This window comes from Mesorhizobium sp. WSM3860 (genome assembly GCF_002294995.1).
Taxonomy (GTDB): Bacteria; Pseudomonadota; Alphaproteobacteria; order Rhizobiales; family Rhizobiaceae; genus Mesorhizobium.
Map to the genome: position 1 here is coordinate 57,179 of NZ_NSGF01000003.1, position 14,954 is coordinate 72,132.

General features: G+C 61.9%; 14 protein-coding genes and 1 tRNA gene. 6 read left to right on the top strand and 9 right to left on the bottom strand.

The features are described from left to right. Positions 1 to 2: 2 nt before the first annotated feature. Positions 3 to 1,520, bottom strand: coding sequence for a winged helix-turn-helix domain-containing protein (locus CK220_RS06760; RefSeq protein WP_245429014.1), 1,518 nt, complete (start codon positions 1,518 to 1,520; stop codon positions 3 to 5). A gap of 201 nt (positions 1,521 to 1,721) precedes the next feature. Here CK220_RS06760 and CK220_RS06765 point away from each other — a divergent pair, with 201 nt between their 5' ends. Beyond that, positions 1,722 to 1,949: a hypothetical protein gene (locus CK220_RS06765; RefSeq protein ID WP_095810807.1), complete on the top strand. Its 228-nt coding sequence runs from the start codon at positions 1,722 to 1,724 to the stop codon at positions 1,947 to 1,949. Positions 1,950 to 2,198: 249 nt separating this feature from the next. On the opposite strand, the gene CK220_RS06770 is transcribed toward CK220_RS06765, so the two are convergent. The 8 genes from CK220_RS06770 to CK220_RS06805 form a co-directional block, all read right to left on the bottom strand. Further along, positions 2,199 to 2,792 (bottom strand): chloramphenicol phosphotransferase, encoded by a 594-nt coding sequence (locus CK220_RS06770; RefSeq protein ID WP_095810808.1) that lies wholly within the window; start codon positions 2,790 to 2,792, stop codon positions 2,199 to 2,201. Between the two features lie 74 nt (positions 2,793 to 2,866). After that, positions 2,867 to 3,688 carry an MBL fold metallo-hydrolase gene (locus CK220_RS06775; protein WP_095810809.1) on the bottom strand — a complete coding sequence of 274 codons (822 nt, stop codon included), beginning with the start codon at positions 3,686 to 3,688 and terminating at the stop codon, positions 2,867 to 2,869. 1 nt (position 3,689) lies between these two features. Beyond that, on the bottom strand, positions 3,690 to 4,484 hold the full coding sequence (locus tag CK220_RS06780; RefSeq protein ID WP_095810810.1) for a TatD family hydrolase: 795 nt from the start codon (positions 4,482 to 4,484) through the stop codon (positions 3,690 to 3,692). Beyond that, positions 4,484 to 6,031, bottom strand: coding sequence for a methionine--tRNA ligase (metG, locus tag CK220_RS06785; RefSeq protein ID WP_095810811.1), 1,548 nt, complete (start codon positions 6,029 to 6,031; stop codon positions 4,484 to 4,486). Before metG ends, CK220_RS06780 begins: the two co-directional genes overlap by 1 nt. Before the next feature lie 134 nt (positions 6,032 to 6,165). After that, a complete protein-coding gene (locus CK220_RS06790) occupies positions 6,166 to 7,221 on the bottom strand; it encodes a DNA polymerase III subunit delta' (RefSeq protein ID WP_095810812.1) in 1,056 nt (351 codons plus the stop codon). After that, positions 7,218 to 7,892, bottom strand: coding sequence for a dTMP kinase (gene tmk, locus CK220_RS06795; RefSeq protein ID WP_095810813.1), 675 nt, complete (start codon positions 7,890 to 7,892; stop codon positions 7,218 to 7,220). Before tmk ends, CK220_RS06790 begins: the two co-directional genes overlap by 4 nt. A 72-nt stretch (positions 7,893 to 7,964) precedes the next feature. Then, a complete protein-coding gene (locus CK220_RS06800) occupies positions 7,965 to 9,143 on the bottom strand; it encodes a D-alanyl-D-alanine carboxypeptidase family protein (RefSeq protein ID WP_095810814.1) in 1,179 nt (392 codons plus the stop codon). An 83-nt stretch (positions 9,144 to 9,226) separates the two neighbouring features. Next, positions 9,227 to 10,495, bottom strand: coding sequence for a septal ring lytic transglycosylase RlpA family protein (locus tag CK220_RS06805; protein WP_095810815.1), 1,269 nt, complete (start codon positions 10,493 to 10,495; stop codon positions 9,227 to 9,229). A 788-nt stretch (positions 10,496 to 11,283) separates the two neighbouring features. Here CK220_RS06805 and CK220_RS06815 point away from each other — a divergent pair. The 5 genes from CK220_RS06815 (at position 11,284) to CK220_RS06835 (ending at position 14,924) form a co-directional block, all read left to right on the top strand. Next, a tRNA-Ser gene (locus CK220_RS06815) sits at positions 11,284 to 11,373 on the top strand. A gap of 157 nt (positions 11,374 to 11,530) precedes the next feature. Then, complete coding sequence (locus CK220_RS06820) at positions 11,531 to 11,929, top strand: hypothetical protein (RefSeq protein ID WP_095810817.1); 399 nt, start codon at positions 11,531 to 11,533, stop codon at positions 11,927 to 11,929. A gap of 666 nt (positions 11,930 to 12,595) precedes the next feature. After that, positions 12,596 to 12,754, top strand: a complete 159-nt coding sequence (locus tag CK220_RS31810) for a hypothetical protein (protein ID WP_176479009.1) — start codon at positions 12,596 to 12,598, stop codon at positions 12,752 to 12,754. 824 nt (positions 12,755 to 13,578) lie between these two features. Continuing rightward, positions 13,579 to 13,986 (top strand): DUF930 domain-containing protein, encoded by a 408-nt coding sequence (locus tag CK220_RS06830; protein WP_176479010.1) that lies wholly within the window; start codon positions 13,579 to 13,581, stop codon positions 13,984 to 13,986. A gap of 278 nt (positions 13,987 to 14,264) precedes the next feature. Then, on the top strand, positions 14,265 to 14,924 hold the full coding sequence (locus tag CK220_RS06835; protein ID WP_095810819.1) for a TerC family protein: 660 nt from the start codon (positions 14,265 to 14,267) through the stop codon (positions 14,922 to 14,924). The last annotated feature ends 30 nt before the right edge of the window (positions 14,925 to 14,954 follow it).

Genomic DNA, 14,954 nt, shown 5'->3' on the forward strand with positions numbered 1-14,954 from the left:
CTTCAGTCCGGAAGTCCGGCTTTGCGGAAGCCATCAACGAAATGCTCGAGCGTCGCGTCATCGCGGAACGGCTCGGTCCAGACCCAGTGGCTGGTCGTGAAATGCGGGTTGGCGATAAGGAACATCTCGACCTCAGCGCGCGCCTCTTCGAACCGGCCGAGCTGCGCAAGGCTTGCCGCCAGGAAACGGCGTGAGCTCGTCCGATAGGTCTCGTCCCGGCGCAGCGTCTCGATGGCGGCTTCGTAGTCGCGGGCTGCGTATTGCGCAGCGCCGAGCGTGAGATAGTACCAACTCGGCGGAAACGGGTTGAGCCGGAACGCCTTGCGAATGTGCTCGAGGCCTTCCTCGATTCGCCCGGCTAGGACCTCGATATCGGACAATGTCGCCCAGGCGTCGGCCTCGTTCGGGTCGAGCTCGAACGCCCTGGCAAATTCGGCATCCGACTCGTCAAAGCGATGCTCATAGGCAAGCAGGTTGGCAAGCACCCAGCGGCAGCCGGCGTCGTTGGGGTCGATCGTAACAGCCTTGCGGGCCAGCTCCAAGGCAATGCTCCGGTTGGGGTCGACGGGCTCGCCCCAATGCACCCATCCCATCCAGTGGTTCATGGCCAGCCAGCGATAGGCCTCGGCGTATTCCGGATCGAGCGAGACCGCGCGCGTCAGCATCAAATGCGCTTCCCGCGCCGTCTGGGGTGAGTCGTCGATCAGTTTTCGCGCCCGTACGCACAGATCGTAAGCCTCGAGATTCTTGGGCCGATTGCGCGGCGGCTGCGTGCGCAGCCGGCCGAGCAGCGCCTCCACGATCTTGGCCGTTACCTCGTCCTGAACGGCAAAGATATCTTCCAGGCTGCGATCGAAGCGTTCCGCCCACAGATGTTCACCGCTCACCGCGTCGACAAGCTGCGCGTTGATGCGCACACGTCCCGCCGCGCGTCGTGCGCTGCCTTCGAGCAAGTAGCGCACGCCAAGGTCCTCGGCGATCGCGCGCACATCCATCGCCTTTCCCTTGTAGGCGAAGACCGAGTTGCGCGCGATGACGAACAGTCCCGCGTTCCTGGACAGGTCGGTGATCAGGTCTTCGGTCAACCCGTCCGCGAAGGATTCCTGCTCGGGATCGTTGCCGAAATTGACGAAGGGCAGCACGGCTATCGACGGCTTGCCGGGCAGCGGCAAAGGTTTTCGTTTCGCCTCGCCAAGCTGTTCGATGACCCCTGTGAAGCGATAGCCGACGCGCGGCACCGTAGCGATCCATTCACCGCCGTCGGCGGCGGGGCCGAGCAGCTTTCTGAGCTGCGCGATCTGGACGGTGAGGTTGCCTTCCTCGACGGCCGTTCCCGGCCATGCCGCGTCCATCAGCTCGGCCTTGGCCAGGATTTCGCCGGAACGTTCGACGAGCGCGGCAAGCAGCTTCAGCCCGCGATAGCCGGCGGCCACGGGGACATCGTTCCGAAGCAACGTTCCCGCAGCTGAATCAAGCACGTACGGGCCAAAGGCAAAGCGCGATCCCTGCATGCGGCGCATCTATAGAGCAATTCCAGGAAAAGTGTGAGACGGGTAGAGCAGTTCGTCATGTCCGATGAACCGCTCAGGCCGATTTGGAAGTTTTGAGAACTATTTGGCCGCCCTTAATTACGGCGCAGCCCGCATCCTGCAGAATCCAACCTCATTCAGGTGGAAGGCCTCCTACGAAAAGCATGGGGCCGCAAACCATAGGAGGTTGCCATGAACGACACGTTTGCATCAATCCCGCATCTGGTCGGGCAGGCATCGCGCCGACGCTACAGCCTGAAAAGCCTGCGAGGCATGATCGCAACCCGGCGCGAGCAGATACGGTTTCGCTGGGATCTCAAGCGAATCTCAGAGGCCAATCCGCATCTGATCGACGACATCGGACTGACGAAAGAGCAGGCCGAGAAAGAGATCGCCAAGCTGCCCTTCTGGCAGAGATAACGCGGATCTGGCGTCAACGTTGATGCTGGCAGCGCGGAGAGAGCAATATCATCGTCAGTTGCATGCTCGACACGACGGCCCGGCAGGCGCTGGTCCTTGATGCTGAGCTGTCGGATCTGCAGTGATCTCGCGGCGAGGGGCACATCGATTAGCTTTATCTCCCTCTGTGCAATCCCTATCAGAAAGTCGCATAAGATAGATTATGGAACTCACATATCCAGCGCGACAGGGCTATTTTCGCTGCAGTTCTCACGGGCACCGAGCTTCAAAGGCGTCAACGCGGTCCTTGACGTGTTCGTGGATCCTTGCAGCAGCCTCCGCCGCGCTGATCGCTGTTACATCGATCGTCAGGCTGTTCGGGTGCTTCGGTTGAAGGACAGCGACTGTCCGGCTGCGGTGGCGCGCGGCTTCCGGATCGATCGATTTGAGACGGTCACGTCGAGTTGGCGACATTACGCGGCGAACCAGTTCGGCCTCATCGCAAAGTAAGCGTACAGGCACGAAGTGAGCGCGTCGTCGATCCGACGCGTCTTTCAACTGCTGGTAGGACGCCAGGCTTCTCGCGTCTCCTTGGACGCCGGAGTTCGTGAAGATGAAGTTGGCGGCGGGAGGACAAAGTGTTGCGATGGTGTCCAACACAGCCTGGCGGACCTTCGCGGTCTGCGCCCAGACAGCATCAGGCAATGTGCTGCGACCGTCATCGGCAAGCAGTGCCAATATAGGATTGTTGATCCAATGATTGTCGATGACCTGGCCGGGAAGTACCGTGCCGAGTTCCCGGGCGATGGTAAGCTTGCCGACGCCAGGGAAACCAAGCAGCAAAACAAACACATTTTGAACCATCGATCAGTTTCCGAAGCATCAAAGGGAACCGGACCGGAGACTAAGCGACTAAGCGCCAAAGCGAACGGGCGTCTCTATCGCTCTAACTCGAAAGGAATTTCGATCATCATGCCGTCATAGGCCGGCACCACGTGGTCCGGCGTCTCGGCCATCACGGCGGCATAATCCAGCGGCACATGCATGTGCGTCAGCACCGCGTTTTTCGGCGAAAGCTTCTCGATCCAGCCCAGTGCCTCGGCAAGCGACAGATGGCTCGGATGGGTGTTGTACTGCAGCGCATCGATCACCAACACGTCGAGGCCGCGCAGCCGCTCGGCCGTGGCAGCCGGAAAGTCGCTTATATCGGGGCAATAGCCGAGCCCGCCCATGCGGAAACCGAGCGAAATGATGTCGCCATGGATCTGCGGCAGCGGCTCAAGGGTGAGGGGACCCCCCTCGCCTTCGATCACCACTGGCCTGCCATGGTCTATGAGATGCGGCCTGACGATCGGTGGATAGGAACTGCCCGGAGGCGTCTCGAAGCAGTAGCCGAACGCCTGGCGCAGCCGCAACATGGTCGGCTGGTCGGCATGGATATCGATACGATGGCGTTGCTCGAGCACGAAGCCGCGCAGATCGTCGATGCCATGAATGTGGTCGGCATGCGGATGGGTATAGACCACCGCGTCGATGTGTTTGACCGAAGTGAGCAGCATCTGGGCGCGGAAATCCGGTCCGGTGTCGATGACGACGGTGGTGCGGCCACCATTCCCTGCGATCCGCTCGACAAGAGCAGCGGTGCGCATGCGGCGGTTCTTCGGATTGGCCGGATCGCAATTGCCCCAGTCGCCGGTGATGCGAGGCGTACCGGGCGAGGAGCCGCAGCCGAGAATGGTAAGGCGCAGCCGGTCGCCCATGTCAGGCTGCCGTCACATCCGGGCGCGGCATCTTGGTGAACAGCCGGAAGACATTCTCGGTGGTGACGTCGGCGATCTCCGCCTCGCTGACGCCGATGGTCTCGGCCAGCACTTTCGCCGTATTCGCGACATAGGCGGGCTCGTTGCGTTTTCCCCGATGCGGGATTGGCGCAAGATAGGGCGCGTCGGTCTCGACCAGCAGCCGTTCGCGCGGCACGTCTGCGGCGATGGCGCGCAATTCGGTCGAGTTCTTGAAGGTCAGGATGCCTGAGAAGGAGACATAGCCACCCAGCGCCACGCCGACTTTCGCCAGCTCGCGCCCGGACGAAAAACAATGCAGAATGAAGAGGAAAGCGCCCTTCCCTGTCTCCTCCTGAAGAATCGCCGCCATGTCGTCGTCGGCGTCGCGCGAATGGATGACCAGCGGCAGGCCGGTCCGGCGCGCGGCGGCGATGTGGGTGCGGAAGCCTTGCGCCTGCGCCTCTCGCGGCGCGCGGTCATAGAAATAATCGAGGCCGGCTTCGCCGATCGCCACCACCTTGGGATGGCTGGAAAGCCGTACCAGCTCCTCTGCGGTCACATCGAGCTCTTCCGCCGCATTGTGCGGATGAGTACCAACCGAGCAATAGACCTCATTGAAAGCTTCGGCAATTTCAAGGATTTGCCGAAAACGCTTCACGCGCGTTGAGATCGTCACCATGCGGCCGATCCCGGCTGCGAGAGCGCGGGCGACGATGGCCGCCCGCTCCTCGGCAAAATCCGGAAAATCGAGATGGCAGTGGCTGTCGACAAGCATCAGGCTTTGGTGTCCTGCTCGACGTAGCGGGGAAACACGCCCTCAGGCATCGGCAGCGCTGTGCCGGGCACCAGCGCGTGGTCCGCGTGGACATGCGCGAAATGGCGCTTGTCCGCCGGCACCGCCAGGAGGTCGAGCAGCTTCGCGGCCGATCCGGGAATGAAGGGCTGGCAAAGCACCGTCACGCGCCGGACAAGCTCGGCCGTCGTCCACAGCACCGTCTCCATGCGCTCCGGATCGGTCTTGCGGAGCGCCCAGGGCTCCTGCGACGCGAAGTAGCGGTCGGCGTCGGCCACCACGCCGAAGATCGCCGCCAGCGCCAGATGGATGCCCTGTTCCGCCATCGCTCTGCGCGCCACCGCAAGCGCCTCCACAGCCTGGTCGAGGATCGCCGTGTCGGCTTCGGTGAGCTCGCCGCGCTTCGGCACCGCGCCGCCGCAGTTCTTGGCGATCATCGACAGCGAGCGCTGCGCCAGATTGCCGAGGCCGTTGGCGAGATCGGCATTGGTGCGGTTGACGATCGCTTCGTGACTGTAGCTGCCGTCCTGCCCGAACGGCACCTCCCGCAGGAAGAAATAGCGTACCTGGTCGAGGCCGTAATGCTCGATCATGGCGAACGGATCGACGACATTGCCGACCGATTTCGACATCTTCTCGCCGCGGTTGAACAGGAAGCCGTGGGCGAAGACACGCTTCGGCAATTCGATGCCGGCCGCCATCAGGAAAGCCGGCCAGTAGACCGCGTGGAAGCGCACGATGTCCTTACCGATGATATGCGTGGCCGGCCAGTAGCGCCATTGCTCGGATTTGGTGTCGGGATAGCCAGCGGCCGTGATGTAGTTGGTCAATGCGTCGACCCAAACATACATCACATGCTTGTCGTCGCCCGGTACAGGCACGCCCCATTTGAAAGTGGTGCGCGAGATCGACAGATCCTTCAAGCCGGACTTGACGAAGCTGATCACTTCGTTGCGGCGCTCCGCTGGACCGACGAAGTCGGGCCGGCTCTCATAAAGTGCCAGCAATTTGTCCTGATAGGCGGACAGCCGGAAAAAATAGCTTTCCTCCTCGTTCCATTCAACCGGCGAGCCAAGCGGCTCGCGGCGCACGCCGTCGTCGCCGAGTGTGGTTTCGCTCTCGTCGAAATAGGCTTCCTGGCGGACCGAGTACCAGCCGCTGTAGCGATCAAGATAGATGTCGCCATTGGCGGCCATCGCCTTCCAGATCGCTTGGCAGGATGCGTAGTGACGTTGTTCGGTCGTGCGGATGAATTCGTCGTTTGAGCCGCCGACTGTCTCGGTCATCAAGCGGAAGATTGCCGAATTGCGGTCGGCGAGCGCTATCGGCGCGATGCCTTCCTTCTCGGCCGTCTGCTGCATCTTGAGGCCATGCTCGTCGGTGCCCGTGAGGAAGAACACATCCTTGCCGTCGAGACGCTGGAAGCGGGCCAGAGCGTCGCTGGCGATGACCGTATAGGCATGGCCGATGTGTGGCTTGCCATTCGGATAGAAAATCGGCGTGGTCAGGTAGAATGTTTCGCGTGACATGAATGAACCGTCATGAAGGTCTGAATGTGAGTTGTGGCGGTGGATAAACTATCGGCATGGCGATTGCCATCCCGATGCATGCCGCCCAAAAGTGGTGCCCGATTTTGGGGCAACGGCATGCATCAAGAAAACCGTCACATTCGCATCACAGAATTCAGCCGGTCGATTATGGTCAGGGCGTGCTGCTTCTTGTCGAGATTGTAGGTCTCTGCCTCAGATATCGTGTTCAGCGCCTCGTGCCAAGCGTCGGACAGCGTTTTGGCCCTGGCGAGCTCGCCGGCTAAAGCCGCTTCCCTGGCGGCGGCCGACAGAAGATCGAGCGCGCGGCGGTTGAAGATATCGAATTGGATCGCCTGATCGCGGCCGGCAACGGCCTCGGCAAGCCGATGGGCAGCGGCAATGTCGGGCTTCTGCGCCGTCACCAGCGCGTCGAGCGCGCCGGCGATTTCCAGCCCGCCATACTGGGTAAGCAGGATCGCGTTGCGCGCGCTGCCCCCTGCCCGCTCGGCCAAAGTGGCGCGCGCCGCGGGATCCACCGGCGGCGGCGGCTCGATGCCTTCCAGCACAGCCATCAATTCGTCAGGCGCGAGAGGCGTCAGCCGCACCATCTGACAGCGCGACCGGATGGTCGGCAACAGGCTGCCCGGCGCATGCACGATAAGGATGAACAGGGTGCGCGCCGGAGGCTCCTCGAGATTCTTAAGCAAGGCATTGGCGGCATTGGTGTTCATGTCGTCGGCCGGGTCGACGATGACGACGCGGTAGCTGCCGTCATGCGAGGTCATCGACAGGAAGCGGCTGACCTTGCGGATCTCGTCGACGGTGACCACCGTCTTGAAGCTCTTGGTCTTGTCGTTGGCCGGACGGGTGAGATGCAGCACAGAGGGATGCGCGCCGGTAGCGATCTGGCGAAACAGCGACGACGCCGGATCGGGAACCGCAAGCGCTTCGGGTGCAGCCGCAAAATCGGGATATCTGAGAAGGTGGTGGGCCAAGTGGAAGGCAAGCGTGGCCTTGCCGATGCCGTGCGGCCCGGCGAGGATCAGCGCATGCGGCAGCTTGCCGGCGCGGTAGGCAGCGGCAAGCATGCCCGCCGTCTGCGCGTGGCCGATCAGTCGCGACGTTTCCGACGGCTCGGGAACGCCGTCCAGCGTGTCGTGCTGTTCGGGGGCGATGCGTTCGAAGATCATGCCGGCGCCGTCTGCTTCCTTTGCACCGGCATCCGCTTCTCCAGCACCGCGAACACGGCCGCGGTGACGACGTCTTCCACCGTTCCGGGATCGGCCGACGCATCGATCACACTGCAGCGATCCGGCTCCGCCTCGGCGATCGCCAGGAAAGCCTCCCGCCGGCGCTGGTGGATGGCCAAAGTCTCCTTCTCGAAGCGATCGGCGCTGTCGCCGGCGCCACGGCGTGCCGCCGCGCGCTTCAGGCCTTGGGCCGGATCGATGTCGAAGATCAGCGTCATGTCGGGGACCATGCCGTTGATGGCGACCGCTTCCAGCGCTTCCATGAAATCCGGATCGAGTCCGCCCGTGACGCCCTGATAGACGCGCGAGGAATCGATGAAACGGTCGCAAAGCACGATCGTGCCGCGCTCCACCGCCGGCCGGATCACCTGCTCCACATGGTCGGAGCGTGCGGCGGCGAAGAGGATCGCCTCCATCTTCGGGCCGAAGGGCTCGGCGGCGCCGGACAGAAGCACATGTCTCACCGCCTCGGCGCCGGGCGAGCCGCCTGGCTCGCGTGTCACCAGAACCTCGTATTTTTTGGCGCGCATGCGCCTTGCCAGCCGCTCGATCTGCGTCGACTTGCCGGCTCCTTCGCCGCCTTCGAAGGTGATGAAAAATCCGCTCGCCAATCGTGAATGCCTTCGCCCGTGCTGGCCGCCGTCATAGCTCCGGTCGGGCAAAAGGTCCACGAGCCTGCCCGATCACAAATGTTTCTGACGCAGCCAGCCGACAGCCAGTTCCTTGGCGGCGTCAAGCGCACGCTGCGGCAGCGTTCCGACCTTGACCGCTTCGGCGGCGAAAAGCGGCGTTCGCTGGCTGAGCGTGTCGCCTATCCAAACGCGCAGTTCCCCGACCGGTTGCCCTTCCTCCACCGGCGCCGCCACCGGACCGTCATAGACAATCCTGGCGGTCAGCTTGTCGCGGTTGGTTATCGGCAGAAAGATGTCCACCGGGCCCTTGGCTTTCAAGGCCACGCCGGATTTGGCGCCGCCGAAAACCTCGGCTTCGCCGACAACCTCGTCCTTGGCGAAGATCTCCGTCTTCTGGAAGGAGCGCGACCCCCAGTCTAGCAGCTTGCGCGCCTCCTCGGAGCGTTCCCGGTCGCTCGCCAGCCCGCTCAGCGCCGCGATCACCCGGATGCCGTTGTGGCTGACCGTGCCGACAATGCCGAAGCCGGCGGACTCGCTCGCCCCCGCCACGAAGCCGTCGGCGTCGATACCCATGGCCAAAAGCGGATTGCGGTTGCGCTGGGAGATCTTGTTCCAGGTGAAGTCGGGCTGGCCGTAATAGTGGAAGAACTCGGGATAGTCGCGCCAAATGTGCAGCGCCAGCATCGTGAGTTCCCGCACTGTCGTCTGCTGGCCATCCGCCGGCAGCCCGGTCGAATTGACGAAGGTCGATTTCGAGAGACCAAGCTCGCGGGCACGCTCGGTCATCTGCGCGGCGAAATTCGCCTCCGAGCCCGCCATGCCTTCGGCAAGCACGATGCAGCCGTCATTGGCGGCCTGCACGGTCACGCCCTGGATCAGATCCTCGACACGGACCGCCGATTTGAGCTTGGCGAACATGGTCGAGGTGCCGGACGGCGCACCGCCCGTGCGCCAGGCGTTTTCGCTGACCACGAAAGTATCGTCGAGCGTGATCCGCTTCGATTTGATGGCGTTGAAGACCACCTCCATCGTCATCAGCTTGGCCATCGAAGCCGGCGGGATCGGCTTGTCGGCATCCTTGGCGAAAAGCACCGTGCCGGTATCGGCGTCGATCATGAAGGCCTGGGCCGCCTTGGTCTCGAAAAGCTGTGCGGCGGCCGGGGCTGCCCAAAGCAGTATCAGCGCCAGGCCTAGCAATCCGGCGAAAGGCTGAAGGATGCGGAACTGCATGAAATATCGACCCACTTAGCCGTGCTGGCGTCGATAAGCTATCAGGGTTCTTTCCGCTGGATCAACGGCGCGCGCGAAATTGGTCAGTTTCGCACAACCAATGCGTCCGGCGCGCCGTGCGACCAGGCCGCCTGCAGCAGGTCGTCGATGCTGCCATGGCCATCCGGATAGACGTTGACCGCGTACCAGTCGTTGCCGTCGAGCTCGGTACGCTGGATTTCAGTCCTGCCGAAAGGCTTGAGCGCCGCCGCCACGCGGTTTGCCTGCGCCGCATTGTCAAAGGAGCCGGCGGCCACATAATCGGAGGCCGGCGCCTGTTCCTGGCCGTTCGACTTCTTCCACGACTGCAGGATGTCGGCCGGCGACATGCCGCTGCCGTCGAGGGCGGCAAAGACGTCGGCGCGATTGACGCGCTCATCCGCGTAGGACAGCGACGCCATAGCAAAGGGCGAGTTCGGCGGCAGCCTGAACTGCGGCCGCTCCGGCACGATCGGCCCGAAATCCGGCAGCACGACATCGCTGGCGCTTTGCGCTTGCCCCGACATCGCCGGTTGCGCGGTCGGCTGCTCCGACAGACCGGGCTGCGCGGCAAAAGCTTGCCCCGAATTGGTCAACTGGCCGGGGAACGGCACGGCAGCTGGAGGTGCATCGCTCATCGACAGGCTGGGCGACGGGCCGTTCATGGCCACCATCACGCCCGTCGGCAGGCCGTCGGACGGATCGGGCCGCCTGTTGCCGGGATGGTAGGAAGCCATCAGATACTGGTCGTCATTGCCGTCGAGCGGCGCCCGGCCGACATATTCGACCTTCACCCTTGCGGTGCCGACCTTGCCATAGTCGAGCATTTGCGCGGCACGTTCCGAGACGTCGATGATGCGGCCCTCATGGTATGGGCCGCGATCGTTGACGCGCACGATGATCGAACTGCCGGTCTCGAGATTGGTGACGCGGGCATAGCTCGGCAGCGGCATGGTCGGGTGCGCCGCCGTGAGTTGCATCGTGTCGTAGACTTCGCCATTGGCGGTCAGCCGGCCGTGGAAGGCATCGCCATACCAGGAAGCCAGGCCTACCTTGGCGTATCTCTTATCTTCCTTGGGATAGTACCACTTGCCGCGCACCTGGTACGGCTTGCCGAGCTGGTCGCGGCCGCCGCCGCGCCGCATGAAGGCAACGCGCGGGCTCGCCTTCACGCCATATTCGGATTCGGCAAAGTATTCCTTGGAGCGCGGCCGCTTGTCGACCATGCCTTTCGGCTGCGGCGTAGACGTACAGGCGGCAAGCAGCACAGCCGACAGGGCGCACAGCACAAGAGCAGGAGCGCGACGAAGACGCGGGCGCGCCGAAGTCTGCATGTTTTCGATTGTCCCCTACAGTCTCGCCACCATCATTCGGAGCCAAGCGCCTCCGAATTCAACAACACCTTGATCCCCAATCCCTTGTGCACATGAAATGTTTATTACGATGTTAATCGATTATGGCCGGAACCGGGCGAGATTATGGCGGGGAAAAAACTGCCACCGAGGTGAGCCTTGCCTGGATGAGCGCCGGATGGAGGGGCAGCTTTTTGGAGGGGACTTCCATTTCCAACCGGCGCTCACAGCGCTGGAATTGCCCGCGCCAACCAGAAGTCTAGCATGGGCGTCCGCAAGGCCTGCCTAGATCGAAGGGATGAACTCGCTCATCCATCTGAGCAATGGCTTCATGGACCAGTTGGAGACGCTTTCGACCCTTGCTGGAGGCGTTGCCGTCGGGCTGTACAAGAAGACGCCCACCACGTTTTCCGTAGCGGGCGCTAGTTCGGGAGGAAGTGAGACGCTTGCGGTCTGGGTCGTCCCCTTGCCCGCTAAGGACGATACGCCTCGCTTGGCTGGATAATAAGCGCGCCATGGTTGAGCCGCCGCATATTCTGGTTGCGTGACTTTTTCGCCACAGACATAAAGCACTCGGCCAACCCAGGCAGCCGGGCAATGCATCGTCCATCCCGACCGCAGGAAGGCGCGTCACGGTGGTTGACGCAGCCCTGACCGCCGCACTAGAGGAATGAAGCGCGAACCGGTCGGGAACGCCTCCGGTGCCAATTCGGTGCCAACTGCTCAAAATCGACCGATAGCGATGGTCTAAGTGATTGAAAGATCACGATGGAGGGATGGCCGAGCGGTTTAAGGCACCGGTCTTGAAAACCGGCGTGGGCGCAAGTTCACCGTGGGTTCGAATCCCACTCCCTCCGCCACAATTCCAAACGAAATCAGCATATCACCCCCGCATGGCGACCGCTTCGTTGGAGACGACCATCTGTCCCGACCGCGCTTTGCGTATTGATTCCGGTGAGCCTTGGGTGTCCCCTGCCCATCCGATTGTCCCGCCGAAAACCTTGACGAAGGAACGACATGCGTGTTTCCGCGTTGTGCGCCATGTCTCTCGAAGACCACATCAGCATGGCGCAGCGTCATGTTCGACATGGCGAGCAGCACATCGCGCGTCAGCACGAGCGCATTGCCCGGTTGAGAACCAACAGCCTGCCGACAGTGGATGCGTTGAGATTTCTGAGCCTGTTGGAAGAGGTTCACGCAATGCAGCGGGAGCACCTGTCCCGACTGCTGTCGAAACCGGGCGGTTCAAAAGTAGTCTCGGAGCTTTCGGCGAAGACGCAGGTGGTAAAGGGCGGGAAAGACGTGATCTCGATTCCTGACCCCATCCTCCGGCTCGCGCTGGAGCTCGAACAAGAGCTTAACAATGTCAAATTGAAGTGGCTGACCGGCAAGCCTCCGAAGGGCAAGCTTCACTAGCTGTCTACGGCAGATTGGCGGCTCCGCCGCGTCCTTTGCTCCGCTGAGGCCCCTTTAGGCTACTACGGCATCATCTTCTGGATATGTACCGGCCATATCAGCACAAGCGTATATTATCAGGCAGCCGGTGCTGTGTCTCGCCCCCGAGCCCCACCGGTCAGGCCCGGCGTTTGCTGGCCTACCCCGCCAGCCTGCCGGGCCGCCCCGCGACAGGGACATGGCGTCCAAGGATCCTTGTCCAGTGAGAGCCCGCTTGAATCTCAGGAGCGCACCAGACTCATGGCCCCACGGTCGGCGGGTTGCGTCCCCTCAGCCGCACGTTGCCGGGCGGCGGACACACCGCTGGCGGACAGCCGACATAAAGCGGCAGGTCTGCGGCAAAAGTCCATTAGCTTTAACTAATTGTAGACCCGCGCTGTCCTATTCTGGGACAGCGCGGGTAGCGCCCACTCCCGCGCCGGCGGCTCCGGCAGGCCCAGCACCCCCCGCCCTCTGTCGGGGCCGCCACCTGACTTTGATATATACCAGCAATGGTTGAATCAACCGTTACCACACGTGCCTACCAACGAGCTTTCGTGATCGTTAAATTTTGATGGACCGGAGGAATTCACATCTCACAAGAACTGATCTAGTCTTGCCGGTCGAAGAAATCGCGGGTGGCAACCTATGGAAGCGATGTTCGATGACCTTGCGGCGGCTCTCAGGCAGCCCCGAGCAGGCATTTTTACTGCTGTGCGCGCGTTCGCCCTGGACTTCGCCAGCAAGCTCTTTTTAGGGGTCGCCGTGGGAGTTGGCATTGGCATCGGACTGGCGATCGCTCGCTGAGTCACCACGAAAGTGCCGGCGGCTGCGCGAAGCCCCCGAAGCGCGCCGTTGCTTCCGCTTGCTGTAGCATACCGCGATCGGTGTAGGGTTACCCACTATATTAGCAATAGCCTGCAATCTGACACGAACTTACCATTGGGCGTTTTCGGGCGCGGTGGGGAGTTCCAATGCGCATGATTCTTGCTCTGGCCGCGCTCACGGCCTGTTTCTCCGTGTGGGATCATCTTGCAAACCACGGGACCTATAGCGCTGCTCTGCAGCGAAACATTTTTGGTAAAGTGCTTTCAGGCTAACGGCCTCCCCACCGGGCCGGTTTCCATCGTCGGGCACGTCGACACGAATCTTATGTTCGCCTGCTCAGTCAAATACTCTGCGCCCTTTTGGGTTAATCCAAGCAGCGGTCGGCCCGACAATTCCGCCGGAAGGTCGAAAAATACATCATAGACCATCCATTGGTCACTCGGATCCGGAAAGCAGGTAAACCTCATCACTGACGGTTCTTCGTTTTAGTATCCCCACGCAAATCTGTTCGGGGGCTGGTCCTGCGAAACTGGGCAGGATTGCGCTCAAGCACTTCCAAGGAACAATACTGTCGCTGGACGAGAAGAAAAAGAGGCTCTACAGTCCCTGCTGTATACGACCCAAGTCTGACTTGGCTGCTTGAAAGTTCTCCGGGCAGCAGAAATCGTTTCATCGCGGAACATCCGGAACAAAGGCAGTAGCCCAGTCGCCGAAGCCAAGATTGCCTGAGCCGCAGGGCTGGCCTAGCCGAGCCGGCACCCATGTCACAAGCGCGTGCGTTTGGTTGATTTCTCAGACAAGATATGCTGCTTGTCGCGCCCATGAAAAAGCTCTGCCTGATGGTTCTGGCGCCTCTGGCGCTGGCCTGGCCGGCCAAGGCGATGGACAACGCACTTCGTGCCGGCCTGCTGAAACTCGATCCGCAAACTCGTCTCGAACAGCGTTGCGACGCCGAGGTGCTCGACCGGATCAGCCACGACGATCGCAAATTCAAGGCCGACCGTGTGGTGGCCTATGCCTTCGCCACGCCCCAGATGAGCGCCGACGCGATCAAGAGCCCCGGCGCCGCCTTTCGCAGCAAGGGTCAATGGTTCCGGCTGAAGTTCAAATGCCAAACCGCGCCCGACCACATGCGGGTGCTGCAGTTGCTCTATAAGATCGGTGACGAGATCCCTGAAACCGACTGGGCAAAATACAATCTTTACGATTGACCGACTGCCGCGGTCGGCTGCGCGCAAATCGGCCTTCCAACCGCAAACTCGTTTGAATCCAGTGGAACCAGACGAGCGGCAACCGCTTGTTTTCGTGAGTTCGCTTGACGTGCAGGAACCATGCACGTAGAGCAATTCCAGGAAAAGCGCGCAGCTGTTTTTCCTGCTGGAATTGCGTGAAAACAAAGACTTAGAACGCGATCCAATCAAACGGTAAATCGCTCGAGCGTTAGAACATTCGACGATCGGCATTCCGCAAACAGGAAGGGCTCCAGACGATGGATATTTTCAGCGCCGCAAGCCTGACTGCCCTTCTTCAGGTCATCGCGATCGACCTGGTGCTTGCGGGCGACAATGCCATCGTCATTGGACTGGCGGCCGCCGGCCTGCCGACGGAGCAGCGCAAAAAGGCCATTCTGATCGGCGTGCTGGCAGCGACAGTGCTGCGCATCCTGTTCGCGGCGGTTACCGTCAAGCTGCTTGCCATCGTCGGTCTGTTGCTCGCCGGCGGCATCCTGCTGCTGTGGGTATGCTGGAAGATGTATCGCGAGCTGCGCACCTCCTATGCCGACGAGCACGAGGCGACGGAGGCGCTCGCCAATTCCGATCTCGACAGCGACGAGGCGGTTGCCGGCAAAGCGCCGCGCAAGACGCTTGGCCAGGCGGCGCTGCAGATCGTCGTCGCGGACGTGTCGATGTCGCTGGACAACGTGCTGGCCGTCGCCGGCGCCGCGCGCGATCATTTCTGGGTGCTGATCGTCGGCCTCGTGCTGTCGATCGGCTTGATGGGCCTTGCCGCCAGCTTCATTGCGCGGCTGCTGCACCGTTACCGCTGGATTGCCTATGTCGGCCTGCTGATCATCCTCTATGTCGCGCTCGACATGGTCTACAGGGGCGCGATGGAAGTCTGGCCGCACGTCAACAACGCGGTGAGCTGACTGCCGCCACCTGACGCGGGCTTCGGCCGG

What these genes read in the sequence shown, in the direction of transcription:
- CK220_RS06760 (WP_245429014.1), bottom strand. Translation starts at nt 1,520, where the DNA reads ATGCGCCGCATGCAGGGATCGCGCTTTGCCTTTGGCCCGTACGTGCTT.
- CK220_RS06765 (WP_095810807.1), top strand. Translation starts at nt 1,722, where the DNA reads ATGAACGACACGTTTGCATCAATCCCGCATCTGGTCGGGCAGGCATCG.
- CK220_RS06770 (WP_095810808.1), bottom strand. Translation starts at nt 2,792, where the DNA reads ATGGTTCAAAATGTGTTTGTTTTGCTGCTTGGTTTCCCTGGCGTCGGC.
- CK220_RS06775 (WP_095810809.1), bottom strand. Translation starts at nt 3,688, where the DNA reads ATGGGCGACCGGCTGCGCCTTACCATTCTCGGCTGCGGCTCCTCGCCC.
- CK220_RS06780 (WP_095810810.1), bottom strand. Translation starts at nt 4,484, where the DNA reads ATGCTTGTCGACAGCCACTGCCATCTCGATTTTCCGGATTTTGCCGAG.
- metG (WP_095810811.1), bottom strand. Translation starts at nt 6,031, where the DNA reads ATGTCACGCGAAACATTCTACCTGACCACGCCGATTTTCTATCCGAAT.
- CK220_RS06790 (WP_095810812.1), bottom strand. Translation starts at nt 7,221, where the DNA reads ATGATCTTCGAACGCATCGCCCCCGAACAGCACGACACGCTGGACGGC.
- CK220_RS06800 (WP_095810814.1), bottom strand. Translation starts at nt 9,143, where the DNA reads ATGCAGTTCCGCATCCTTCAGCCTTTCGCCGGATTGCTAGGCCTGGCG.
- CK220_RS06805 (WP_095810815.1), bottom strand. Translation starts at nt 10,495, where the DNA reads ATGCAGACTTCGGCGCGCCCGCGTCTTCGTCGCGCTCCTGCTCTTGTG.
- CK220_RS06820 (WP_095810817.1), top strand. Translation starts at nt 11,531, where the DNA reads ATGCGTGTTTCCGCGTTGTGCGCCATGTCTCTCGAAGACCACATCAGC.
- CK220_RS31810 (WP_176479009.1), top strand. Translation starts at nt 12,596, where the DNA reads ATGGAAGCGATGTTCGATGACCTTGCGGCGGCTCTCAGGCAGCCCCGA.
- CK220_RS06830 (WP_176479010.1), top strand. Translation starts at nt 13,579, where the DNA reads ATGCTGCTTGTCGCGCCCATGAAAAAGCTCTGCCTGATGGTTCTGGCG.
- CK220_RS06835 (WP_095810819.1), top strand. Translation starts at nt 14,265, where the DNA reads ATGGATATTTTCAGCGCCGCAAGCCTGACTGCCCTTCTTCAGGTCATC.